The sequence below is a fragment of the Streptomyces griseus genome, assembly GCF_900460065.1.
Taxonomy (GTDB): Bacteria; Actinomycetota; Actinomycetes; order Streptomycetales; family Streptomycetaceae; genus Streptomyces; species Streptomyces griseus.
The window spans coordinates 582634-606800 of sequence record NZ_UAVD01000029.1; the positions used below are offsets into that span (position 1 = coordinate 582634).

24 protein-coding genes and 1 riboswitch are annotated in these 24167 nt (G+C 73.6%); of the genes, 18 read left to right on the top strand and 6 right to left on the bottom strand.

The window, feature by feature from the left end; all coding sequences use genetic code 11:
- Window positions 1–12 precede the first annotated feature (12 nt).
- The 13 genes from DTB53_RS22390 (at window position 13) to DTB53_RS22450 (ending at window position 13233) form a co-directional block, all read left to right on the top strand.
- Complete coding sequence (locus tag DTB53_RS22390; RefSeq protein ID WP_012377840.1) at window positions 13–978, top strand: NADPH:quinone oxidoreductase family protein; 966 nt, start codon at window positions 13–15, stop codon at window positions 976–978.
- Complete coding sequence (locus DTB53_RS22395; RefSeq protein WP_003964366.1) at window positions 975–2168, top strand: acyl-CoA dehydrogenase family protein; 1194 nt, start codon at window positions 975–977, stop codon at window positions 2166–2168. The genes DTB53_RS22390 and DTB53_RS22395 overlap by 4 nt, the downstream gene beginning before the upstream one ends.
- Window positions 2165–3283, top strand: a complete 1119-nt coding sequence (locus DTB53_RS22400) for an acyl-CoA dehydrogenase family protein (protein ID WP_012377839.1) — start codon at window positions 2165–2167, stop codon at window positions 3281–3283. Before DTB53_RS22395 ends, DTB53_RS22400 begins: the two co-directional genes overlap by 4 nt.
- Window positions 3284–3428: 145 nt before the next feature.
- Complete coding sequence (locus DTB53_RS22405; protein WP_042495450.1) at window positions 3429–3944, top strand: hypothetical protein; 516 nt, start codon at window positions 3429–3431, stop codon at window positions 3942–3944.
- Between the two features lie 152 nt (window positions 3945–4096).
- Window positions 4097–5713 carry an ABC transporter substrate-binding protein gene (locus DTB53_RS22410; protein ID WP_012377837.1) on the top strand — a complete coding sequence of 539 codons (1617 nt, stop codon included), beginning with the start codon at window positions 4097–4099 and terminating at the stop codon, window positions 5711–5713.
- Window positions 5714–5736: 23 nt separating this feature from the next.
- Window positions 5737–6702, top strand: coding sequence for an ABC transporter permease (locus tag DTB53_RS22415; RefSeq protein ID WP_172595286.1), 966 nt, complete (start codon window positions 5737–5739; stop codon window positions 6700–6702).
- Entirely contained in the window at window positions 6695–7552 is an 858-nt protein-coding gene (locus DTB53_RS22420) for an ABC transporter permease (RefSeq protein ID WP_003964361.1), read from the top strand. Before DTB53_RS22415 ends, DTB53_RS22420 begins: the two co-directional genes overlap by 8 nt.
- Entirely contained in the window at window positions 7549–8550 is a 1002-nt protein-coding gene (locus DTB53_RS22425; RefSeq protein WP_012377835.1) for an ABC transporter ATP-binding protein, read from the top strand. The genes DTB53_RS22420 and DTB53_RS22425 overlap by 4 nt, the downstream gene beginning before the upstream one ends.
- Entirely contained in the window at window positions 8543–9223 is a 681-nt protein-coding gene (locus DTB53_RS22430; RefSeq protein WP_012377834.1) for an ABC transporter ATP-binding protein, read from the top strand. Before DTB53_RS22425 ends, DTB53_RS22430 begins: the two co-directional genes overlap by 8 nt.
- A gap of 216 nt (window positions 9224–9439) precedes the next feature.
- A complete protein-coding gene (locus DTB53_RS22435; RefSeq protein WP_012377833.1) occupies window positions 9440–10318 on the top strand; it encodes a phosphatidylinositol-specific phospholipase C/glycerophosphodiester phosphodiesterase family protein in 879 nt (292 codons plus the stop codon).
- 117 nt (window positions 10319–10435) lie between these two features.
- Window positions 10436–10630 carry a hypothetical protein gene (locus DTB53_RS22440; protein ID WP_003964357.1) on the top strand — a complete coding sequence of 65 codons (195 nt, stop codon included), beginning with the start codon at window positions 10436–10438 and terminating at the stop codon, window positions 10628–10630.
- Window positions 10631–10742: 112 nt separating this feature from the next.
- Entirely contained in the window at window positions 10743–11486 is a 744-nt protein-coding gene (locus DTB53_RS22445) for a hypothetical protein (RefSeq protein ID WP_012377832.1), read from the top strand.
- Window positions 11487–11643: 157 nt separating this feature from the next.
- Window positions 11644–13233 carry a hypothetical protein gene (locus DTB53_RS22450; RefSeq protein ID WP_012377831.1) on the top strand — a complete coding sequence of 530 codons (1590 nt, stop codon included), beginning with the start codon at window positions 11644–11646 and terminating at the stop codon, window positions 13231–13233.
- Window positions 13234–13276: 43 nt separating this feature from the next.
- On the opposite strand, the gene DTB53_RS22455 is transcribed toward DTB53_RS22450, so the two are convergent.
- The gene (locus DTB53_RS22455) at window positions 13277–13642 is read right to left on the bottom strand and encodes a DUF779 domain-containing protein (protein ID WP_003964354.1); all 366 of its coding nucleotides are present in this window, start codon (window positions 13640–13642) and stop codon (window positions 13277–13279) included.
- 87 nt (window positions 13643–13729) lie between these two features.
- On the opposite strand from DTB53_RS22455, the gene DTB53_RS22460 reads away from it, so the two are divergent.
- Together DTB53_RS22460 and DTB53_RS22465 are read left to right on the top strand one after the other, a co-directional pair.
- Complete coding sequence (locus DTB53_RS22460) at window positions 13730–14119, top strand: hypothetical protein (protein WP_003964352.1); 390 nt, start codon at window positions 13730–13732, stop codon at window positions 14117–14119.
- A 76-nt stretch (window positions 14120–14195) separates the two neighbouring features.
- Complete coding sequence (locus tag DTB53_RS22465; RefSeq protein WP_003964351.1) at window positions 14196–14375, top strand: hypothetical protein; 180 nt, start codon at window positions 14196–14198, stop codon at window positions 14373–14375.
- Window positions 14376–14515: 140 nt separating this feature from the next.
- On the opposite strand, the gene DTB53_RS22470 is transcribed toward DTB53_RS22465, so the two are convergent.
- Together DTB53_RS22470 and DTB53_RS22475 are read right to left on the bottom strand one after the other, a co-directional pair.
- The gene (locus DTB53_RS22470; protein ID WP_012377829.1) at window positions 14516–15187 is read right to left on the bottom strand and encodes a hypothetical protein; all 672 of its coding nucleotides are present in this window, start codon (window positions 15185–15187) and stop codon (window positions 14516–14518) included.
- Window positions 15184–15366 carry a DUF6480 family protein gene (locus DTB53_RS22475; protein ID WP_003964349.1) on the bottom strand — a complete coding sequence of 61 codons (183 nt, stop codon included), beginning with the start codon at window positions 15364–15366 and terminating at the stop codon, window positions 15184–15186. The genes DTB53_RS22470 and DTB53_RS22475 overlap by 4 nt, the downstream gene beginning before the upstream one ends.
- Before the next feature lie 312 nt (window positions 15367–15678).
- Here DTB53_RS22475 and DTB53_RS22480 point away from each other — a divergent pair, with 312 nt between their 5' ends.
- Window positions 15679–15870: a DUF6381 family protein gene (locus DTB53_RS22480; RefSeq protein ID WP_003964348.1), complete on the top strand. Its 192-nt coding sequence runs from the start codon at window positions 15679–15681 to the stop codon at window positions 15868–15870.
- Between the two features lie 116 nt (window positions 15871–15986).
- Here the strand turns inward: DTB53_RS22480 and DTB53_RS22485 are convergent, their stop codons facing one another.
- Together DTB53_RS22485 and DTB53_RS37895 are read right to left on the bottom strand one after the other, a co-directional pair.
- Window positions 15987–16991: a PHP domain-containing protein gene (locus DTB53_RS22485; protein WP_012377828.1), complete on the bottom strand. Its 1005-nt coding sequence runs from the start codon at window positions 16989–16991 to the stop codon at window positions 15987–15989.
- A 97-nt stretch (window positions 16992–17088) separates the two neighbouring features.
- Entirely contained in the window at window positions 17089–18591 is a 1503-nt protein-coding gene (locus DTB53_RS37895) for a helix-turn-helix domain-containing protein (RefSeq protein WP_042495448.1), read from the bottom strand.
- Between the two features lie 242 nt (window positions 18592–18833).
- Between DTB53_RS37895 and DTB53_RS22495 the strand changes: the two genes are divergently transcribed.
- Complete coding sequence (locus DTB53_RS22495) at window positions 18834–19451, top strand: hypothetical protein (RefSeq protein ID WP_012377826.1); 618 nt, start codon at window positions 18834–18836, stop codon at window positions 19449–19451.
- 160 nt (window positions 19452–19611) lie between these two features.
- Window positions 19612–22146: a SpoIIE family protein phosphatase gene (locus DTB53_RS22500; protein WP_042495446.1), complete on the top strand. Its 2535-nt coding sequence runs from the start codon at window positions 19612–19614 to the stop codon at window positions 22144–22146.
- Window positions 22147–22162: 16 nt separating this feature from the next.
- Here the strand turns inward: DTB53_RS22500 and DTB53_RS22505 are convergent, their stop codons facing one another.
- Complete coding sequence (locus DTB53_RS22505) at window positions 22163–23524, bottom strand: FAD-dependent oxidoreductase (RefSeq protein WP_012377824.1); 1362 nt, start codon at window positions 23522–23524, stop codon at window positions 22163–22165.
- A gap of 483 nt (window positions 23525–24007) precedes the next feature.
- Window positions 24008–24166, top strand: a riboswitch (cyclic di-AMP (ydaO/yuaA leader).
- The last annotated feature ends 1 nt before the right edge of the window (window position 24167 follow it).

A 24167-nucleotide genomic window follows, 5' to 3' on the forward strand; every position in this document is an offset into this window, starting at 1 on the left:
TGGAGGCCCCTCATGCAGGCATGGCGAGTGCACCGGAACGGCGAGCCGGGCGAGGTGATGCGGCTGGAGGAGACGGACCGGCCGACGCCCGGCGACGGGCAGGTGCTCGTCGAGGTCCGCGCGGCGAACGTCAACTTCCCCGACGCCCTGCTCTGCCGGGGCCAGTACCAGGTGCGGCCCCCGCTGCCGTTCACCCCGGGCGTCGAGGTGTGCGGCACCACCGAGGACGGGCGGCGGGTCCTCGCCACCCCCGCCCTGCCCCACGGCGGCTTCGCCGACGTCGTCGTCGCCGACGAGGCGGCCCTGCTGCCCGCCCCCGACGCCCTGGACGACGCCGAGGCCGCCGCCCTGCACATCGGCTACCAGACCGGCTGGTTCGGCCTGCACCGCCGCGCCCGCCTCCAGCCCGGCGAGACCCTCCTCGTCCACGCGGCGGCCGGGGGCGTCGGCAGCGCGGCCGTCCAGCTCGGCAAGGCCGCCGGCGCGAAGGTCATCGGCGTCGTCGGCGGCCCCGAGAAGGCGGCCGTCGCCCGCGGGCTCGGCTGCGACCTGGTGATCGACCGGCGCGCCGAGGACCTCGTCGCCGCCGTCAAGGAAGCCACCGGCGGGCGCGGCGCGGACGTCGTCTACGACCCGGTCGGCGGCGACGCGTACGCCAAGTCCACCAAGTGCGTCGCCTTCGAGGGGCGCATCCTCGTCGTCGGCTTCGCCAGTGGCGTCATCCCCACCCCGGGTCTCAACCACGCCCTGGTGAAGAACTACTCGGTCGTCGGACTGCACTGGGGCCTCTACAACACCAAGGATCCGGCCGCCGTCCGCGCTTGCCACGAGGAGCTGACCGAACTCGCCGCACAGGGCACCGTGAAACCCCTGGTCAGCGAGCGCGTCGCCATGGCCGGCGCCGCCGAAGCCGTCCAGCGCGTGGCCGACGGCACCAGCACCGGCCGCATCGTCGTCCTGCCCGGAGGAGCCCGGTGAGCCGCGCGATCGACGCCGCGGAGGTCCGCCGCCGCACCCGCGAGCTGCTCGCCGCGCACCCGCCCGCCACCACCGGCCGCACCGACTTCCTGAGGGCCCGCTTCGACGCCGGCCTCGCCTGGGTCCACTACCCGGTGGGCCTCGGCGGGCTCGACGCGCCCCGCTCCCTCCAGCAGGTCGCCGACGCCGAACTCGCCGCCGCCGACGCGCCCGACAACGACCCGCGCCGCATCGGCATCGGCCTCGGCATGGCGGCCCCCACCGTCCTCGGCTTCGGCACCGACGAGCAGAAGCGGCGCTTCCTGCGCCCGCTGTGGGTGGGGGAGGAGGTCTGGTGCCAGCTGTTCAGCGAACCCGGCGCCGGATCCGACCTCGCGGCCCTCGCCACCCGGGCCGTGAGGGACGGGTCCGGCGACTGGATCGTCGACGGCCAGAAGGTCTGGACGTCCAGCGCCCACCTGGCCCGCTGGGCGATCCTCATCGCCCGCACCGACCCGGACCAGCCCAAGCACCGGGGCATCAGCTACTTCATCTGCGACATGACCGACCCCGGGGTCGAGGTCCGGCCGCTGCGCCAGATCACCGGGGAGGCCGAGTTCAACGAGGTCTTCCTCACCGGCGTACGCATCCCCGACAGCCACCGGCTGGGACCCGTCGGCGAGGGGTGGAAGGTCGCCCGGACCACCCTGATGAACGAGCGCGTCTCCATCGGCGGCTCCCGCATCCCCCGTGAGGGCGGCATGATCGGCCCGGTCGCGAGGACCTGGCGCGAACGCCCCGAGCTGCGCACCCCCGACACCCACCAACGCCTGCTGACCCTCTGGGTCGAGGCCGAGGTCGCCCGGCTCACCGGCGAGCGGCTGCGCCAGCAGCTCGTCGCCGGACAGCCGGGCCCCGAGGGTTCCGGCATGAAGCTCGCCTTCGCCCGCCTCAACCAGGAGATCAGCGGCCTGGAGGTCGAACTCCTCGGCGACGAAGGCCTGTTGTACGGCGACTGGACCATGGTCCGCCCGGAGCTGGTCGACTTCACCGGACGCGACGCCGGCTACCGCTATCTGCGCTCCAAGGGCAACTCCATCGAGGGCGGCACCAGCGAGATCCTGCTGAACATCGTGGCCGAGCGCGTCCTCGGCCTGCCCGCCGAACCCCGCAACGACAAGGACGTCGCCTGGAAGGACCTGAGCCGATGACCGCGCCCACCCAGCCCTCCGCCACCCCCGACCTGCTCTACACGAGGGACGAGGAGGACCTGCGCTCCGCGGTGCGCGCCCTCCTCACCGACCGGGCCGACGCGCCGACGGTGATCGCCGCCACCGAGTCCGACACGCCGTACGACCCGCGGCTGTGGTCCTCGCTCGCCACCGGCATCGGCGCGGCCGGACTCCTTGTGCCGGAGGAACTCGGCGGCCAGGGCGCCTCGCACCGCGAGGCCGCCGTGGTGCTGGAGGAGCTCGGCCGGGCCGTGGCTCCCGCCCCGTATCTGACCAGCTCCGTCGTGGCCACCGAGACCCTGCTCGCGCTGGGCGCCGACGGCGGCCCGGCCGGGGCCCTCCTGGGCGAGCTGGCCTCCGGCACCCGTACGGCCGTGCTCGCCGTGCCCTTCGCGACCGCCCCCGCCAGGGTGGACACGGCACTCGCCTCACTGGACGGGACGGTGCGCGGTGTCGCCGAAGCGGCGGCGGCCGATGTGCTGTTGGTGCCGACCGCCGAGGGCCTGTACGCCGTCGGGACCACCGACCCGGGCGTGGCCGTGCAGCCGCTGGTCCCGCTCGACCTGACCCGGCCGCTGTCCGCCGTCACCCTGACCGGGGCCGCCGGGACCCTGCTGGCCGACGCGGACGCGAGCACCGCCGCCGTGCGGCGCGGACTGCTCGCCGGGGCCGGACTGCTCGCCTCCGAGCAGCTCGGACTCGCGGAGTGGTGTCTGACCGAGACGGTCCGGCACACCCGGGAGCGCCATCAGTTCAACCGGCCCGTGGGTTCGTTCCAGTCGCTCAAGCACCGGATGGCGCACCTCTGGCTGGAGGTCGTCTCGGCCCGTGCCGCCGCCCGCAACGCCGCCGACGCCCTCGCCACCGGCAGCCCCGACGCCCCGCTCGCGGTCGCCGTGGCCCAGGCGTACTGCTCCGGGGTCGCGGTTCACGCCGCCGAGGAGTGCGTACAGCTGCACGGTGGGATCGGCATGACCTGGGAGCATCCCGCGCACCTCTACCTGAAGCGGGCCAAGGCCGACTCGATCGCGTACGGCACGGCGGGCAGCCATCGCCGGGCGGTCGCGGAGCTGGCGGACCTGCCGGCTCCGTAGCGCCCGAGGGCCCGCGGACGCCTCGGTCCGCTCGTCCGATCCGGTGGACTGCGCGTGCGGGGCGATCCGTTCCGCCCCGGTGGGCGTTTGCCCGTGGGGCGCGCCTGCGCCCGGGGAGACGACGGACAAGGGTGTGAGGCGGGCGATGACGGACAGGGATCGCAGAAGTGTGCTGCGGCTGAGCTCGGCGGCGGCCATCACCGCGGGGCTGGTCGCGGGGGAGGGCGGGATCGCCCATGCGGCGCGCAGGGCGGCCCGCCGGATCGTCCTCACCGGCAGGCGCACGGGCGCGAACATCCCGGACGTCCTCACGGCCGGCGTCCCCTACTTCGTCCGGTACGAACTGTCGGACGCGCGGGGCGACAGCGTGGGCACGGAGAACGCGCACTGCCTGCCGGTCGCCGTGGGGCTGGACGGCTCGTTCGTCGTGGCGACGCTGGTCCTGAGCCTCGACGACGGCCTGATCACGGCCGCCACGGGCTTTGAGCGACCGCTGCCCGCCGTGACCGAGCCTCCGGTGGAAGCGCGGCCGTGGTCCCACCTCTTCGCGATCACCGGAGGGACGGGCGCCTACACCGGCGCGTCCGGCTCGATCACGATCGACCACCCCGCGCGGGACGAGGACGTCCTCACCATCGACCTCGCCGAGGCTTCGCCGTAGGGCGGGCGGGGACCGGGAGGCCATCCCCGGTCGCGCCGACCCCGGTGCACCCGTCTCGTCCGTCGAGGCGGGCTGTACCGGGGTCTTTTACGTGATGTTTAATTGCACACTGTTCGCAATAACAGCCGATCTTGAACAGGGATGTGCAGACTATGACGGCCCGATCGATACGGGTGGCGGTCGCCGCCACGATGGCGACCGCCCTGTCCCTGACCGCAGCCGCCTGCTCCAACCCGGACAGCGCCCGGGGCGGTTCCGGATCGGGCTCCGCCTCCGCCGTCGTGGGCATCGCCTACGAGCCCGACAGCCTGAGCCCGCTGCTCGGCTACGGCAAGGACGGCAACTCCAAGATCTTCGACGGACTGCTCGCCCTGGACGCGGACATGGAGCTCCGCCCGGCCCTCGCCGCCGAGCTCCCCGAGATCAGCGCCGACGGGCTGACGTACACGTACAAGCTGCGTCAGGGCGTGAAGTTCAGCGACGGGAAGCCGTTCGGGGCCAAGGACGTCGTCTTCACCTACCGCACCATCCTCGACGAGAAGACGAACAACGCCTCCCGCACCGAGCTGGACGCCGTCAAGGACGTCACGGCGAAGGGCGAGGACACGGTCGTCTTCACGCTGAAGTACCCCTACGCGCCGTTCGCCCAGCGCACCGTCCTGCCCATCGCCCCCCAGCACATCGCGGGCGAGCAGGACGTCAACACCGGGGCCTTCACCACCAAGCCGGTCGGCACCGGGCCCTACGTCCTCACCAAGTGGTCCAAGGGCGAGAAGCTCAGCTTCGCCGCCAACCCCGACTACTGGGGCGGCGAGCCCGAGGTGAAGAAGTTCACCATGGCGATCATCAAGGACGACGACGTGCGCGCCACCCGGTTGCGCTCCGGCGACCTCGACGGCGCGATCCTGCCGCCGAACCTCGCCAAGGGCTTCGCCGACGACCAGGGCAAGAAGACCTACGCGGCGAACAGCTACGACTACCGCACGGTGACGCTCCCCACCGCCAACAAGGTCGCGGGCGACACCGCCGTGCGCCGCGCCCTCGATGTGGCGGTCGACCGGCAGGCGATGGTCGACGCCATCCTCAACGGCAGCGGCAAGCCCGCCTACGGCCCCGTCCCCACCGACAGCGAGTGGTTCACGAAGGGCACCGAGCGCCCCCACGACCTCGCCGCGGCGAAGAAGATCCTGGACGAGGCAGGATGGAAGCCCGGCAAGGACGGCGTCCGGGTCAAGGACGGGGTGCGCGCCACCTTCCCCCTCTGGTACCTCAGCGGTGACAAGCTCCGCCAGGAGCACGCCCTCGCCTACGCCTCCGACGCCAAGAAGGCGGGCATCGACATCCGCACCGAGGCCGGGACCTGGGAGGTCATCGAGCCCCGCATGAAGCACGACGCCGTGCTCGCGGGCGGCGGCTCCCCGGCCGACCCCGACTTCGACCAGTACACCCTGCTGAAGTCCTCCCTCGCGGGCGACGGCTTCAACAACATGGCCTGGTACGACAACAAGGCCGTCGACGCCGCGATCGAGGCCGGGCGCAGGAGCGGGGACCAGGCCGAGCGGAAGAAGGCGTACGACACCGTCCAGCGCGAGCTGGTGAAGAACCCGGGCTACACCTTCCTCACCCACATCGACCACCTCTACGTCGTCGACGACCGCTTCGGCCCCCTCACCACCCAGGTCGAGCCGCACGACCACGGGCTGGCCTCCGGCCCCTGGTGGAACGTCGAGAAGTGGTCCACCGAGAACGCCGGGGGCTCGGAGAAGTGAGCCGTCGCCTCCCCTGGGGGCCGATGGCGCGGATGGCGGGACGGCGGGCCCTGTCCGCCGTCCCCGTCCTCGGCGTCGTCACCTTCGGCGTCTTCGCCGTCGCCGCCGCGTCCCCCTTCGACCCGGTCAAGGCGTACGCGGGCACCGCCGGGCTCACCGCTTCGCAGGAGAACCTCGACCAACTGCGGGCCAACCTCGGCGTCGACCAGCCGCTGGTCGCCCGCTGGTGGGACTGGCTGACCTCCGCCCTCCGGGGCGACCTCGGCGACTCCAGCGTGATGCGCCAGCCCGTCGCCGACGTCATCGCGGAACGCATGGGCTGGTCCGTCCTGCTCGCCGCGACCGCCTTCCTCGTCGCGATCCTCCTCGGCACCGGACTCGGCGTCCTCGCCGCCCGCAGGCCCGGCGGCTGGCTCGACCGGTGCGTCAGCTCCGTCGCGTACACCCTGGAAGCCGCCCCCGCCTTCTGGCTCGGGCTGCTCGCCATCTGGTTCTTCGCCCTGAAGCTCGACGTCCTGCCGGCCGGCGGGCTCACCGACGCCGCCAGCGACGTCGTCACCTTCGGCCAGGTCGGCTCCCACCTCGTGCTGCCCGCGGCGGTCCTCGGCATCTCCCAGCTGCCGTGGTTCTTCCTGTACGTACGCCAAGGGGTCGCCGACGCACTGGCCGAGGACCCGGTCCGCGGAGCCCGCGCCCGGGGACTGAGCGAACGCACCGTGCTCCTCGGCCACGCCCTGCGCTCCGGGATGCTGCCGATGCTCACCCTCATCGGCTCCCGGGTCCCCGAACTCATCACCGGCGCGCTGCTCGTCGAGACGGTCTTCAGCTGGCCCGGCATCGCCGCCGCCACCGTCCAGGCCGCCACCTCGGTGGACTTCTCCCTGCTCGCCGCGCTCACGGTGCTCGCCACCGCCGCCGTCCTGCTCGGCAACCTGATCTCCGACCTCCTCTACGGACTCGCCGACCCCCGGGTGGCCTTCGATGGCTGAGACCGCACTCGCCCGGCCCGGGCGCGCCACCCGCCGCGTCCGGGTCGTCACCTCGGCGGTGATCGTCACCGCCGTCGCGCTCGCCGTCCTCGTCGTCCCGCCGCTGGCCCAGCTCGACCAGCAGGCCGTCGACCTGGCCAACAAACTCGACCCGCCGTCCCTCGCCCACCCCTTCGGCACCGACGACGTCGGCCGCGACCTGCTGCTGCGGTGCGTCTACGGGTTGCGGGTCTCCCTGCTCGTCGGCCTGGTCGCCGCCCTCACCGCCACCGTCATCGGCACCGCGATCGGCGCGCTCGCCGGAGCGTTCGGCGGCTGGACCGACCGGATCGTGATGCGCGTCGTGGACGCCCTGTCCTCCATCCCGCACCTGCTGCTCGGCATCTTCATCGTCGCGATGTTCCGGCCCGGCGTCTGGCCGGTGATCGTCTCGGTCGCCCTGACGCACTGGATCTCCACCGCCCGGATCGTCCGCTCCGAGGTGCTCTCGCTGCGCTCGCGCCCCTTCATCGACGCGGCCGTCTCCGGCGGCGCCTCCCGCACCCGGGTCGTCGTGCGCCACCTGCTGCCCGGCGTGCTGCCGCAGGCGGGACTCGCGGCGGTGCTGATGGTCCCGCACGCCATGTGGCACGAGTCCGCCCTGTCCTTCCTCGGGCTCGGACTCCCGGCCCATCAGGCGAGCCTCGGCAACCTCGTCCAGTCCGCGCGCGGTTCGCTGCTCGCGGGTGACTGGTGGCCCACCCTCTTCCCCGGCCTCTTCCTGATCATCCCGACCCTCGCGCTCGCGGGACTCGCCGGAGCCTGGCGCGACCGGATCAACCCGCGCCGGAAATCGGAGCTGATGCTGTGACCGCCGACCGCGAGAACACCGCTGTGCCCGTCCTCGACGTCCGGGACCTCTCCGTCCGCTTCCGGATGCGCGGCGGCCGGGACATCGCGGCCGTCACCGACGCCCGCTTCACCGTCGCGCCGGGGGAGTGCCTGGCCCTGGTCGGCGAGAGCGGCTGCGGCAAGTCCGTCCTGGCCTCCGCCCTGCTCGGCCTGCTGCCCGCCAACGCGGCCACCACCGGCAGCGCGGTCCTCGGCGGGGACACGGACCTGCTGACCGCCGACGAGCGCACCCTCGCCCGCACGGTACGGGGACGGCGCATCGGCCTCGTACCGCAGAGTCCCGCCGCCCACCTCACCCCCGTGCGCACGGTCCGGGCCCAGTTGGAGGAGAGCCTGCGCGAGCTGACCGGGGCCCGGGGGAGCGAACTGCCGAAGGCCGCCGTTGAGGCCGCCGCCCGCGCCTCGTTCCCCGAGGGCCACCTCGACCGCTACCCGCACGAGCTCTCCGGCGGCCTCGCCCAGCGCGCCGCGACCGCCCTGGCCCTGGTCGGCGACGCCCCGCTGCTGCTCGCCGACGAACCGACCACCGGGCTCGACCGGGACCTCGTCGAACGGACGGTGGACGAACTGCGCCGCCACACCGACGAGGGCCGGGCGCTGCTGATCATCACGCACGACCTGGCCGCCGCCGAACGGATCGCGGACCGGGTCGCCGTGATGTACGCGGGCCGGATCGTCGAGATCGCCAAAGCGGCCTCCTTCTTCGGCGCACCCGGACCCCGCCACCCGTACGCCCGGGGGCTGCTGAACGCCCTGCCCGAGCGGGACTTCACCCCGATCCCCGGGATGCCGCCGGAGCTGGGGGCGCTGCCCGAGGGCTGCGCCTTCGCCGCCCGCTGCGCGCACGCGGACACCCGCTGCACCGGCGAACGCCCGGCGTTCACAGCGGGCCTGGCCTGCCACCACGCGCCGACCGGCCGGGCACACGCCGCGACGAAGGAGTCCGCCGATGCTTGAGCTGACCGGGATCACCGCCGGCTACGACCGCCGCGACCCCGTCGTCCGCGATGTCTCCCTGCGCGTCGCGGCGGGCGAGGCGGTCGGGCTGCTGGGCCCCAGCGGCTGCGGCAAGTCCACCCTGGCCAAGGTCGCCGCCCTCCTGCACCGCCCGGACGCCGGAACCATGACCCTCGACGGCACGGTGATACGCGGGTGGCGGCACCGCGCCCCGCGCGAGCGGCGCACCGCCGTCGGCGTCGTCTTCCAGCAGCCCCGGCTCTCCGCCGACCCCCGGCTCAGCCTGCGCGAACTGATCGCCCAGCCGCTGCGGTCCACCGGGCGCCGCCGGGACGTCCCCGAGCGGGTGGCGGAACTGGCCCCGCTGGTCGGCCTCTCCGAGGAACTGCTGGAGCGACGTCCGCACGCGGTGAGCGACGGCCAGCTCCAGCGCGCCTGCCTGGCACGGGCCCTGGTGCTGGAGCCCCGGCTGCTGATCTGCGACGAGATGACCGCGATGCTCGACGCCTCCACGACGGCCGCCCTGGTCGCCGTGGTCGAGCGCTACCGCGCCGCGTCCGGGGCGTCCCTGCTCGCGGTCGGCCACGACCGGGTGCTGCTGGAGCGCTGGTGCGACCGGACGGTCCGCTGGGGCGAGCCGTCCAACGGAAGCGAGCGCCCGGCCGTCGGCTGACCCACGGCCGCCACCCGAGCGGACCGCGGCGAACGGCGAACGGGGAACCGCGCGCCAGTGGCGCCCGGCACCGGGCGCCCGGCGAACAATCGACGCGGCCCGGCCGACCGGCGGGCGACGGTCCGGCCAACTCTTGGCAGGTACCTGCCCAGAAGCGGGCCGTGACTCCATACTCGACGCGACCGTTCCCGTCCGTCCGCCGCTCAGGGAGTCCCCATGGCCCACCCCACCCGCCGTCGCGCGCTCACGGTCGCCCTCGCCACCGCCGCCGTGGCCGTCGCCGCCCCCACCGCGACGGCGGTCGCCGCCCCCGCCCGTCCGAGCGGCCCGCGCCCGTTGCGCCACGCCCACGCGCACAACGACTACCTGCACCCCCGGCCGCTGCGCGACGCGCTCGCCCACGGGTTCACCAGCGCCGAGGCGGACGTCTTCCTCGTCGGCGGCGACCTCCTCGTGGCCCACGAGCCCGCCACGCTCGACCCCACCCGCACCCTCGCCTCGCTCTACCTGGAACCACTCGCCGCCTTGGTCCGCGCGGGGCACGGCAGCGTCCACCCGCACCACCGCGCCCCGCTGCAACTCCTCATCGACATCAAGGCCGACGGCGTCGCCGCCTACCGCGAACTGGACCGACAACTGCGCCGCCACCACCGGATGCTCACCCGCTACCGCCACGGCCGCGTCCACCCCGGCGCGGTCACCCCGGTCATCTCCGGCGACCGCGCCGCCCGCGCCCCCATGGAGGCGCAGCACACCCGGTACGCGTTCTACGACGGCCGACTCGACGACCTTGGTACCGCGGCCCCCGCCTCGTTCGCCCCGCTCGTCAGCGCCAACTGGACCCAGACCTTCGGCTGGCTCGGCGCCGGCCCCTTCCCCCGGGCCGAGCGCGACCGGCTCCGCGCCCTCGTCGCCACCGCCCACCGCGAGGGCCGCCGCATCCGCTTCTGGGCCACGCCCGACCTGCCCGGACCCGCACGCGACGCCGTCTGGTCCGAACTGCTCGCCGCCGGGGTCGACCACCTCAACACCGACGACCTGGCCGGTCTGGAGCGATTCCTCCGCGCTCACGGTGCCGGCGCCCCCACCCCGTAACGCCTCACCGCCGGGAAGTACCCGTTCGGCCGACGCGCCAGTGCGCCGAACAGCCCCTCCGCTGCGCGACACTGGCGGCCGAATGCCGCAAATCCGGCGCGGCGGAGGAGGTTGGCCATGGCTGTATCGATCTCGGTGGTCCTGCTCATGCTGATCCTGGCAGTGATCTTCCTGCGCAACGGCGGGCTGAAGATCTCCCACGCCCTGGTCTGTGTCCTGCTGGGGTTCTTCCTGGCCGGTACGAGCATGGCGCCGACCATCCACGACAGTGTCGGGGCCACCGCAGACCTGGTCAGCGGCCTGGACCCCTGACCCCGGCCGCACCCCCGCAGCCGCCCCCGGACTCGACGCGCGGCCCGGCGCGGGCCGGGCCCGCGCGGGATGCCGGTGCACGCCGCGCCCCGGCATCCCGCACAATGGACAGATGTCTTTTCCGCCCTCCGGCCGGCACGCGGGCGCCGCGCACCACGAGTACTGCAACACCGGCCTGTGCTGCCGGTGCCAGATGCGGATCTGGACGACGAAGGCGGGCAACGAGCGGCTCTGCGGTCCCTGCGCGGCCTGCTGCCAGGACTGCGGCCGGGCGCCCGCACCCCACCTGGACGGGCTGGACGGAGGGCTGTGCGCCGAGTGCCGCGGCCTGTGCGGCCGCTGCCACGCCCGGAAGCGGCCCGACGGAACCTGCTCCTGCGACCGCTGGCGGGAGAACGCCAAGAGCAACCCCCGCGGCTATGTCCTCCAGGCCTTGCCGCAGCAGCTCCTCCAGGCGCTCGGCGGCCGGATCCCCAGCACCGTCCACGATCTGATCCACCAGGAGCTGGCGAACCGCAGCGCGGGTCTCCTGCGGGAACGCGTCGAACGCCGCTGGAACCTCCGCTGGGCCCACGCCCTGCACGAGAAGGACGAGGACGGCCGCCGCCGCTTCAGCGCCCAGGACATCGCCGAACAACTGCTGATGCCCGGCTCGTGCTCCGATCCGCAGTGCGAGGACGGCCACCGCGTCACCACCGACACCCCGTGCACCCGCTGCCGGCAGCCGCTGCACCGCTTCGTCACCTCGGCCGCCGACCACACCGCGACCCCGGAGCACGCCCGGGCCGCGGCGGCCCGCATCCGCCGGGCGATGCTGGAGAACCGCTCGCACCGGAAGCCCCCGCCGCGCGGCTGAGGGCGCGGCGCGGTGTGCCGCGGGCGTTGCCGTACGTGGCGCGGTGTTGCGGCCGCGTGTCGGGCCCGCGAAACCCTTCTCGTCTCCATGGACACTTCACGGTGCTCCTCCTAACGTCGGGCGGCGGCGCGACCCCCGTCCGCAACCGAGGAGCCCGATGCCCCCGCCGTACCGCAGAGCGCTCGCCCGTGCCCTGGCCCTGACCCTCGCCGCCGCCACGCTCACGCTGGCCGGGCCCACGGCCCCCGCACTGGCAGACGAGATCCCCAGAGCCCCCGGCCACCGCCTGGTCGCGGGGTACGAGGGCGCCCCCGCCACCGCGTCGCCGGTCCCCGGACAGGCGCCCCCGCAGCACCCCTTCCTCGCACCCAACGGGCGCAGCGGCATGCACGCGGACGCGGCGGGCAGCGGCACCCACCCCTACACCGGACCGCTCGGCCGGAGCCCCGAGGTGACCAGCGAGAAGATCGCCCCGGTCGGCGGCGAGTGCGCCACCGCGACGTTCGACGCGGCCGGCCGGCTGATCACGGTCTGCGGGACGTTCACCGGCTTCCTGCTCAAACTGCTCGATCCGCGCACCCTCGACACGCTCGCCGAGTACAAGCTGCCGCAGCGGTCGTCCACCGTCGAGGCGATCACCCGGCTCGACTTCGCCAGGATCTTCAAGGACACCTCGGGCGGCGCCTACTTCTACCTGGACGACCAGGACCGGGTCGTCCTCGCCGACTCCCGCCAGCACGTCCTGCGCATCGCCCACCGGCAGGGCGCCGACGGGCGGTGGGAATTCGTCGTCGAGGACGACTGGGACCTCACCGGGCACGTCCCGCACGACTGCGTGTCCTGGACCAACCTCTTCCCCAGCGGCACCTGCGACCCGGTGACGTCCGTGATGCCCGACTGGCAGGGCCGGATCTGGTGGGTCACCCGGCTCGGCCGGGTCGGGACGGTCGACCCGGGCACCTCGGCCGTCCGGTCCGTCCGGCTCGACGGCGAGGAGATCCAGAACTCGTTCTCCGTGGACCGGAACGCGGTCTCCATCGTCTCCGACCACGCCCTCTACAGCTTCACGGCCGGCCCGGACGGCACTCCGCGGATCGGGTGGCGTCAGACGTACGACCGAGGCACCGGCACCAAGCCCGGTTCGGTGAACCAGGGGTCGGGCACCACCCCCGACCTGTTCGGCACCGCGGAGCAGTACGTCGCGATCACCGACAACGCGGACGACCGGATGAACGTCCTCGTCTTCCGCCGGGGCGCGGACGTCCCCGCCGACCGTCGCCTCGTCTGCTCGGTCCCGGTCTTCGGCCACGGGCAGTCGACCACCGACAACTCGCTGATCAGCTGGGGCGACAGCCTCGTCGTCGAGAACAACTACGGCTACGAGAACCCCACCTCGCTGCTGCTCGGCCGCAGTGTCGTCGGCGGCGTCACCCGCATCGACGTGCGCCCCGACGGCAGCGGCTGCGACACCGTGTGGGAGAGCGCCGTCCGCTCGCCCTCCACCGTGCCGAAGCTGTCCACGGCCAACGGGCTGCTCTACTTCTACGAGAAGGAGCCCAACGTCCTCGGCGTCGACGCCTGGTATCTGACCGCCGTCGACTTCCGTACCGGTGAACGCCGCTGGCGGACGCTCACCGGCACCGGACCCGCCTACGACAACAACTGGGCGCCCCTCACCATTGGCCCCGACGGCACCGCCTACGCGGGCGTCTTCAACGGCATCGTCGCGGTGCGCGACACCTCCTGACCGCCGGTGCGGTTCCCCGGCCGTCCCGCGGCGGTGCGGTTCCTCAGCCGTCCACCAGACGGGAACGGATGAGGAACCGCACCCCCTCCGGAGCCTCCAGCGAGAACCCGCTGCCGCGGCCCTCCACCACGTCCACGATCAGCCGGGTGTGGGACCACACCTCGTACTGGCTCCGCGACATCCAGAAGGGCACGCTCTCGGACATTCCCTCGACGGCGAGGTCCGCGAGCAGCACGTCGGCGTTCCCGGTGCGGAACTCACCGGCCGGATAGCACATGGGCGCACTGCCGTCGCAGCAGCCGCCCGACTGATGGAACATCAGCGGGCCGTGGTCCGCCCGCAGCCGCCGCAGCAGACCGGCCGCGGCGGGCGTCAGCTCGACGGCGGGAGAATTCGGGTCACGCTCCATGGACCTGCCCCTTCTCGGTTACGGCGACACCGCGACAACCGGACGCGAGTCAACCCGACCGGAGGTTGCGACCGGGTTGCACGCCCTATGCTCGCGGCCATGGAGCAACGGGAAGTCGTGAAGCGCGTGATCGGCATCCTCACAGAGGCGCGCGAAATGCAGCGTCTGCTGGAGGCGGACCTCGAACGGGAAGATCTGGACGCGGGAGCGGGCGCCGTCACCGCCCTGCTGAACGAGACGATGCCCCACATCGCCATCCCCGACGACTTCTCCGTGGAGGAGGTGGTCACCGTCGTCGGGCGCGAGGTCGGCGGTGCGGTCGAACAGCTCGTGAGCGCCTTCACCCTCGCGTTCACGATGCTGGCCCAGGTCCACGACTCCGGGCAGACCGACGTGTCGTCGGCGGACGTCCTCCAGGACCTCGCGCTGCGGGTCGAGGGCGGTGGACCGGACGACGACGAGAATCCCCTGCTGTAGGGGCCTGCGTTCCGCCGCCCGGGTATGCATAGTGGAGGGGGAAAGCGCGTATCTCCCTCGCGGCATGGAGGCAGCTGTGGGAAAGAGCACCGACATAGCCCGCGCCAAGGCGCGGAGGCTCAAAGGCATGATCAAGGAATCGGACGGCATCGCCCTCGAGAACGAGCGGCTGAAGGCCGAGGGCAGGAGGGAACAGGCCGAGGCCCGCCGCGAGGAGGCCCTGGCACGCGCGGCGCGGGCGGCCTCCGACCGCTGAGAACCGCGGATGCCCCTGCCGTCACCTGCGGCCCCGGGTGCCCGTGTCGTCGTGTACGGCACGGGCATCCGCGCGCTTCCCGTCCCGGCCCCGCCCGGCGAAGCACTGCCGACCGGGACGCCGCGCGGGCGGCACGTGGCTCAACTCGGGGCGCGAGCCTTTTCCCGGACCGTCTTGACGACCTCCTCGTCGAGGGCCGCCCTGACCAACGCCGCCGCGAACGCGGCCCGGCCGCCGTCGGGCGCGAGCCGGGCCAGTGCGCCGGGGGAGGTGGGCAGGCCGAGCTTCTCGGCCCCGCGGAGGCCCTTCGCTCCGGCCCGGAACCCGGTCTCCGGCCAGAGGTCCTGTACCTCGCGCACGAAGATGTCGGCCCCGGCCGGCCCGATGCCCCGGACCCGCTGGAGCCCGTCGCACACCGCGTCCGCGCTGCCGTCCGCCTCCGCGCGCAGGCGGCGCAGATCGCCCTTCCAGACGTCGAGGACGAGACGGGCGCCCTCCCCGAGCTGGGTGGAGGTCCGCTCGTCGTAGCGCCGGTAGCCGCCCTCGCCCAACGCGTCCACCCGCTGCTGCCAGGACGCCCCGGCCATTCGGCGCGGGGTGCGCAGGCCGTCCGCGAACAGCGCCCGCGCGGCCGACACGGCGATCGACGCCCGGATCCGGGCACTCAGCAGATGACTCAGCACCAGGAGCCGGTAGAGCGGCTGCGGGGTGTCGCGCAGCCGGATCCCCGCCTCCTGTGCGTAGGTCCGCCCGTATCCGTCGAGCAGCGCGTCGGTGATCCGGCGCGCCGACGCGGACACCTCGCGGCTCATCCGAGCCCGAAGATCCGGGCGAGGAAGAATCCGGCGACCATCAGCGCGCCGATCACGATCAGGGAGGTCCAGACGGCGGGGTGCTCCCACAGCCCTCCGTCCGGGCGTTCCTCGTGGGCCTCCCCGATGGAACCCTCGGCCGGCGGTGTCTCTCCTGGGGGATTCAGTAGAACAGCCATGAGTCCAGGGTCTCTCCGTTCCGGCCCCCGCGCACGCCGTCCCCGGCCCCCCGGCCGACGGCAGGCAGAGGCAAGCCTCACCCTCGACTTCAGGGTGAGGCTTACGGGCGGCTCCAGCGGGACGGAGGTCGCTCCACCAATTCGTCCGGGGCACACCGCCGACGCGGTGGCCGGAGCACACCCGGATTCCGGCGCGGGAGCACAGGCCGTGCGGGATGCGGAGACGACCGGTCGCTGATTCGCTGGGGACGGGGGCACGTCCGGCCCCGATCCCGGACAGGCCCGGAGGTTCCCAGCGTCCAAGGAGTGGTGATGAGCGGTTCGAACGAACCCGCCGACCTGGCTCGGCAGATGCGTGAGAAGGCCCAGCAGCTAGCGGAGGCCGCGAAGCACGCGAGCGACCCGCACGAGCGCGAGCGGCTGGAGAGGAAATCCCGGACGATCCGGGACCGGAGCGAACAGCAGAGCGCCATGGAGGCCGGGGACATCTACCCGGAGAAGTAGCCCGGCCCCGCGCGCGCCCGCCCGTTCCCGGAGGACTCGCCGTACCTCCGGGGCGGGCGGCCGCGCGGCCAGGGCCGCCGCCTCCCGCGCACGGCGACCGCGTGCCCCGGACACGATCAGTGGGCCCACTCCAGGAGCCGGTCCGCGCTCCAGGTCGTCACCACCCGGTCGGCCGGCACCCCGCACTCCTCGGCGCGGGCGCACCCCGACCGCTGCCAGTCGAGCTGCCCCGGGGCGTGCGCATCCGTGTCGATCGCGAACAGCGCACCCGCCGCCACGGCGGCGCGCAGCAGCCGCAGGGGCGGATCCCGCCGCTCCGGACGGCAGTTGATCTCCACCGCCGTCCCCGCCTCGGCACAGGCCGCGAAGACCCGGTCCGCGTCGAACCGCGACTCCGGACGGCCGCGCCCGGACAACAGGCGTCCCGTGCAGTGGCCGAGCACCCGCGCCCGTGGATGGCGCACCGCCGCCTCCAGCCGCCGTGTCATCGGGGCCGGGTCCATCCGCAGCTTGGAGTGGACGGAGACCACCACCACGTCGAGCCGCTCCAGCAGTCCGTCCTCCTGGTCGAGCGAGCCGTCCGGAAGGATGTCGCACTCGATCCCCGTCAGCAGCCGGAACGGCGCCCATTCCTCATTGAGCCGCGCCACCACCGCGAGCTGCTCCCGCAGCCGCTCCGGCGACAGGCCGCGGGCCACCGTCAGCCGGGGCGAGTGGTCGGTGAGGGCCGCCCACGCGTGCCCCAGCTCCGCCGCCGTCCGGCCCATCTCCTCGATCGGACTGCCCCCGTCCGACCAGTCCGAGTGCAGATGGCAGTCGCCCGTCAGCCGGGCGAAGAGATCCTCTCCCCCCTCGACGGGCGGCACGGCGGCTTCTGCCTCCAGCCGTTCCAGATACCCGGGCGTCTCTCCGGCCAGGGCCTCGCGGATCACCTCCGCGGTGCGCGGCCCGATCCCGGCGACCCGCTCCAGGGACTTCGCGGCCACCCGCTCCGCCGCCTCCCCGGCGGCCATCGCCTCCACGGCCGCCGCGGCCGTACGGAAGGCCTTCACCCGGTAGGTCGCGGCCTGGGAGCGTTCCAGCAGGAAGGCGATCCGCCGCAGGGCGGTGACGGGGTCCATCGGCACCTCCACCAGGAGCGCGGTCCGCCGGGCAGTCCGCCCGCCCCACCAGGATGGGCGCTTGGGGCCCCGGCCGCCTCCGCGCCGCCCCGCGGCCTCAGGACGCGGCCTCCCCGGCATCCGGCACGGACACCCAGCGCCCGGTGGCCGTGTCGTAGTCGAACACGGGGCGTCCCCCCGTCCCACTCGTACGGAAGGGCCGTCCGCCGTCGTCGACGCGCACCGTGCCGGACCGGCCCCCGCTGCTCCAGGTCAGCTCCGCGTACCAGTCGCAGTCGCAGCCGACCGCGCGCGCCGTGATCAGGAGGACCTCGGGATCCGTGACGGAGACGCTGTACGGGAAGGAGACCGCGGCGATGGGCTCGCCCGAGTCGTTGCCCGCGACCGGGCGGGCGGTGGGGCGGGGCGCGTCGAGGTCCACGTCGAACATCCTCGGCGTGAGGGACCCCCCGCAGCCGGAGCTCATCCGGTAGACCCGTCCCGGCGCCGGTGAACGGCGCTCGACCACCTGGATCCGCAGGGCTTCGAGCACCACGGCCCGCTCGTCCCGGCCCTGCAACGTGATCCGGACACCGGCCTCGCCCGCGTGCACCGCGCCGAGCGCTCCGGCCCAGGACTCCGCGTCCGCCTCCACCGGGGGCGGCGGGACGGCCGTCGGCACCCGGTCCAGGAGGTAGGAGTGGTCACAGCCGTTCTTCCAGACGTGGGCGTCCGCGCTCCAGGTGAACGGCACACGGCCCGCCTTCGCGCTCGGTGAGCCCCCGGATGCCCGGGGGAGCGCCTTCGAGCGCTGTTCGACGCCGGGCGGCACGGTCGCCGGCCCGGTGCCGCCCGAGGGCGTCGCGCGGTCGGTCCCGCCGGCCGTTGCCCGCGGCGTGCGGGGCGCGGGGGAGCCGGAGACCGAGGGATCCGGGCTGCCCGACGGGGGCCCGCCCGGCCGCTGGGCCACCGACGGGCCCCGGTCCGGAGCCGGGGGCGACGTCCCGCCCAAGGCCGCGACCAGGGCGACGGCGAGCGCCCCGGCGGCGAGCACGCCGAGCCCCGGACCGTACCGGCGTGCCCGACGCGACCGGGACGCCGGCCCCCGGGGAGTCCCGCTCCCGATCGCGGCCACCCGCCCGACGGCGGGGCCCGGCCCCGGGCGAGGGCCCGGGCGGCCCAAGGGCCCGGGCAATGCGGACGGCGGCGTCCCGGACCCGGCACTGCCGGACGGACCGGCCCCGGAGGCGTGCGGCCCCGCCGCCCGCCGCCCGGCGGAGCCGTCCACCGGCCCGACGTCCGTCGCCTCAGCCGCGGCGTCCGCCTCCCCCTCGGCTCCGCCCTCCGCCGCCTGCCGATCCAGACGTTCGCGGTCCGCCAGGATCCACAGCCGGTGCAACGCCTCCCGCTCCCCGGCCGGAGCGCCGCACAGCCGGGCCAGCCGCTCCACGGGGGCGAACTCCGCGGGCACCGTCCGCCCCGTGCAGTACCGGTGCAGCGTCGAGCCGCTGACCCCGATCCGACGGGCCAGCGACGCGTACGTCCGGCCCGACCGCTCCCGCAGCGCGCTCAGCCGCTCCGCCAGCACCACCCGTGCGGACCCCTCGGCCCCACCCGTCACGCTCGACCTCCCCACAGCCGTTCCAGGGCGTTCCAGCCCCCCGAGAACACCCACGTCACCAGGGGTGGGACGGTTCCAGCCCGGCGGGAAGCCGTGTCGCGCTTGTCCGCCTCCGGTGCGGCGGCCCAGTCTTGGGCTCGTTCCCGTACCGCCGCCGCAGGGCCCTCAGCGGGCTCCGTACACCTCGGCGCGGCGCCGTACGGCCAACCTGACCGCACCATCCGAAACGGGGAAACCTCATCATGCGCACCCTTCGCACCGCAGTCCTGACCGCGGCCGCCGCCGCCCTGGCCGTCACCGCACTGGCCCCCGTGCCCGCCGCGGCGGCGCCGGCCCCCGCTCCCGTCCAGCCGAAGTTCCTGAGCGCGGGCCAGCTGCCCGCATCCGCCACACCCTGGACCGCCGGTCCCGTACGCCAGGGGACGCCCGCGGAAGGGTCGGTGTGCACCGCGGGCATCGCCCCGGCGTCCGGCACCCGCCACCGGGACTTCCGCACCGAACTGGACACCGGCGCCCGCCAGACCATCACGCTCGCCCCCACCACCGCCCGGGCCAAGGCGCTCGCCGCCGAACTGCGCAGCGCCCTGGAGACCTGCCTCGACCGGCTGAAGGAGCAGAACCCGGGCCTGGAGGGGGAGGCGTTCTACCAGGGCCGTGTCGACATCGAGGAGGGCGCGCACGTCTACAGCATCGACACGTCGTACCCGGAGGTCGGCTCCACCGACATCGGGCTGTACTCCGTGGGCCGCGACGGCAGGGCCGTGACCGTCGTCGAGTGGGGACAGCTGGGCGAACTCGACGGCGCACCCCTGGAGGGCTTCACGAACACGACGCGCACCGCCGTCGCCAAGCTGTACTGAGACCTCCTCCGGCGACCGACCGTCGGGGGGCGGCCGGTCGCCGGAGGTGCGGGGTACCCCGCACCGGGAGCATGCTGGCTGTGTGACCCGGCACGAAACGCCCCGGCATCCCCCGCCCGCCGGAAACGGGGCCGCGGCCGGGGGAGACGAGGGTGGCCGCGTGCCCGACGAACTGTCCCTCGTACTCGCGCAGGGCCTCGTCAGCGCCGTCGAGTCGAGCGACGGCTTCGCGGGGGGCGTCTACCTCCGCAGCCGGACGCCCGGGCTCCTGCGCCTCGCGGTGCTCGCCGGACTGCCGGGCCCGCTGTTCCGGCCCTGGTGGCGGATGCAGGTGAACCGGCCCTTCCCGGTGTCCGAGGCCTACCGCTCGGGGCGGCCCGTGCTGCTCTCCGACGCGGAGGAGGCGATGCGCCGGTTCCCGCAGCTGATGGCCGGACTGCCGTTCCCGTTCGGTTCGCTGTGGGTGCCGATCACCGGGCCCCGGGGAAGCATGGGCGTGCTGGCGATCCTGCGGGCCTCCACGCCGGGGCGGCCCGTCGCCCCCGCCGACGGCGACCGCCTGCACCGCCTGGGGCACCGGCTCGGTGACGCGCTCACCGATCTGGACCAACGGGGCGTCGACTGCGTGTGGGAGACCGAGCCGGTCCCCGTGCAACTGCCCGCCGCCGCCACGCCGCCGGTCCGGGTCGGCCGCTTCGACTGGGACCTGCACTCCGGGAAGGTCACCGCCGACGACGAACTCTGCGCGATCCTCGGCTTCGAACCCGCCGCCTTCCCGGGCACCGTCGACGCGCTCGCCGCACGGCTGGTCCCGGAGGACGTGTACGGGCTGTGGGCGCTGGCCCGTCAGACGGTGGAGTCGGCCGAACCGGTCGTGCGGCGGATGCGGCTGCGCGGCCCCGACGGCCGGTCGCACCTGCTGGAGCTGTCCGGCCGCTGGACGCACCCGGACGGCGACGCGTCCGCCAGCCGTCTGAGCGGCTTCCTGGTCGACCTCGGCGCGGGACCCGTCGTGCCGGAGGCCGCCGACCGGCTGCCGCGCGGCATCCTCTCCCTCGACCGGCTGGGCCGCATCACCTACGCGAACGGTCTCGCCGAGGAGCTGCTCGGCCACTCCAGGGAGGAGCTCGTGGGCCACGTGGTGTGGCAGGCCCTGCCGTGGTTCGGGCACGAGGCCTACGAGGACCACTACCGGGCCGCCCTGATGGCCGACGAGCCCGTCCACTTCCTCGCCCGCCGCCCGCCCTCGCTCTGGCTGTCGGTGTCCCTGTACCCGGGCCACGACGGAGTGAGCGTCGTCCTCCAGAGCACCGACCGCCCGGACTACACGCCGGGCTCGGTCACCGCGCCCGGCCTGGGCATCGGCTCGACCGCCGACCGCTCATCGGCCCTGTACCGGCCGGTGGCCCTCGCCATCGCCCTGACCGAGGCGGTCACCGCACGCCAGGTCTCCGAGGTGGTCACGGAGGAGCTGCTGCCCGCGTTCGGCGGCCGTCAGCTCGCCATCTACCTGCTGGACGAGGGCCATCTCCACCTGGCCTGGGAGACGGGGTTCCCGAAGGGCTTCCTCGACCGGTTCGAAGGGGTCGAGCTGGACGTCAGCATTCCCGGGGTGGAGACCCTGACCACGGGCCGCCCGATGTTCTTCGAGTCGATGCAGCGCCTGGCCGAGGCCTATCCGGGCATCCCGATCGACACGGACGTCGGGGCGCGCGCGTTCCTGCCCCTGATCGCCTCGGGGCGGCCCGTCGGCTCCTGCATCCTCGGGTTCGACCGCCCCCGCGGCTTCAGCCCGGAGGAACGTACGGTGCTGACGGCGCTCGCCGGACTCATCGCCCAGGCCCTCAAGCGCGCCCAGCGCTACGACAGCGAGTCGGCCCTCGCCCGCGGACTCCAGAACGCGCTGCTGCCGCACCGGCTGCCCGAGGTGGACGGGGTGGACACCCTGGGGCGCTACCTCTCCGGCACCCAGGGCATGGACGTGGGCGGCGACTGGTACGACGTCATCGAGACCGGGAGCGAACTCGCCCTCGTCATCGGCGACGTCCAGGGCCACGGTGTCGCCGCCGCCGCGACCATGGGCCAGCTGCGCAGTGCGGTGCGGGCGTTCGCGCTCAACAACTACGACCCCCAGGAGGTGATCAGCGGCACCAACCGGCTGCTCATCGACCTCGACCCGGGGCAGTTCGCGAGCTGCTGCTACATCGCCCTGGACCCGTTGACCGGAGTGGCCCGCGCTGTACGGGCGGGTCACCCGCAGCCCGTGCTGCGGAGGCCCGACGGCCGGACGGAAGTGCTGGACCTGCCCGGCGGCATCGTGCTCGGGATCGATGAGCAGGCGTCCTACCCGGTCACCGAGATGCGGCTCGAACCCGGGGCGATGCTGGCCCTGTTCACGGACGGGCTGATCGAGCGCCCGGGGACGGACATCGACGAGGGGATCGAGAGGCTGCGGGCCACCGTCGAACACATCGGCGCCGTCCCCCTGGCGGAGACGGCCGACCAGGTCATCGGAGAGGCCAGGGCGGCCACCGACCGCCCCGACGACATCGCGCTCCTGCTCGCCTCCCGGTGGGCCGGGACCCGGGCGGTCCGGCGGCTGCGGAAGGACCGGGCGCCCGGGCCCGACCTGTGGCGGACGTTCAGGAGGCCGGATCCGGGGCGCGCGGCGGGCGCGCCGGATCCGGCCTCCTAGGGGTACGTCCGCCCGATCAGGCGCCGGAGGCGTCCAGCATGCCCTCGCGCTCCACGACCTTGATCCGCTCACGGCCCTGGGCCGCGCCCAGCGCCTGCTCGTGGGCGTCCAGCCGGTGCCAGCCCTCCCAGGTCGTGTAGCGGACGCCGCGGTCCTCCAGGAAGGCCTCGACGGCCTCCGGAGCGGGCGTGGCCGGCTCGGGCAGCCGACCGGCGGCCCGGTCCTCCAGGACGCAGGCGACCGTCTCGTTGGCGTCACCCTTGGTGTGACCGATCAGACCGATCGGCCCGCGCTTGATCCAGCCCGTGACGTAGACCGAGGCCATGTGCTCGTCGCCCGCGATCACGCGTCCCGCCTCGTGCGGCACGGTGCCGGAAGCCACGTCGAAGGGGAGCTTGGGCAGCTCCTCCGAGTAGTAGCCGACGGCGCGGTAGACGCTCTGCATGTCCCAGTCCGTGAACTGCCCGGTGCCCCGGACGTTGCCCGTGCCGTCCAGCTCGGTCCGCTCGGTGCGCAGTCCCACGACCCTGCCGTCCTCGCCGAGGATCTCGACCGGGGACTCGAAGAAGTGCAGGAACAGCTTGTGCGGGCGGTCGCCGACGTCGCGGATCGCCCAGTTCTCCAGGGTCTGCGCGACCATGTTGGCCTGCTTGTTCTCCCGGCGGGTCGCGATGGAGCCCTCGTCGTACTCGATGTCCTCGGGGTTGACGATGACCTCGATGTTGGGGGAGTGGTCCAGCTCCCGCAGCTCCATCGGGCTGAACTTGGCCTGTGCCGGGCCGCGCCGCCCGAACACGTGCACCTCCAGCGCCTTGTTCTCCTTGAGGCCCTGGTACACGTTGTCCGGGATCTCGGTGGGCAGCAGTTCGTCCGCCGTCTTGGCCAGCACGCGGGCCACGTCCAGGGCCACGTTTCCGACGCCGAGCACGGCGACCTTCTCCGCGGTGAGCGGCCAGGTGCGCGGTACCTCGGGGTGCCCGTCGTACCAGGAGACGAACTCGGCCGCGCCGTAGGAGCCGTCCAGCTGGATGCCGGGGACGTCGAGCGCCCGGTCGGCCTCGGCGCCGGTGGAGAAGATCACCGCGTCGTAGAACGACCGCAGATCGTCCAGGCCGATGTCGTGCGGGTAGCTGACATTTCCGAAGAGCCGGATCTGGGGCTTGTCCAGCACCTGGTGCAGGGCCTTGACGATGCCCTTGATCCGCGGGTGGTCCGGTGCCACGCCGTAGCGGATGAGACCGAAGGGCGCGGGCATGCGCTCGAAGAGGTCGATGGAGACCCCCGGGTCCTGGCAGACCTCGGATTTGAGCAGCGCGTCCGCAGCGTAGATACCGGCGGGGCCGGCTCCGACAATGGCGACGCGGACGGGGCGTGTCATGGCGTGGTGATCCTTCGGGGCGGGCGAACGCGGGCAGGTACAGCGTACGTCGGAGGTAAGGGTTGGCTTACTAATCTCCACCGCACACCGTAAGCGATCGTCCCGCGGGCCCCTCGACCGGCCCCGCCTAGAGTGTCCGATTGGTCCGCTTATCTGTGTCGGTATGGGCGATTTGTTTCTTTTAGGAATCCTGCTCCATAAAGGGCTTATTGGGGCTGCTGGGGTATTTGCATGACCTCGTTTTCGCCATGATCGTGAGGGAGTGGTGAGCGTCACGTCCGCGCGGGCGGACGGCTGAGCGGAAGCATCGGTTCCCTTCCGCGCGAGGAAAGTTGACGCCGTGACGGATGGAGCCGATCCGGAAATTCCGCCTTTCGATCTTGGGTGGAAAGGGGAATCCGGAATGCGGGGCTTGTTCTGTTCGGCATTTCTCGCCTACGGTCACCGTCAATCCGGATGGAACGCCGAATCCTGCCGCCGTCCGGGAATCCGAAACCCACTCACGTACGGCAGGAGCGGGGGACCCAGGTAAGTCGCCGAACCGTAACCGGAACGGCTTGGGGTGAAGTCGCACGAGTGTGCGGCCAGACATCTCCCGTCTGAACCCGACAGCTCACCTCGCAGGCGCCGGAGAGGAAATCCC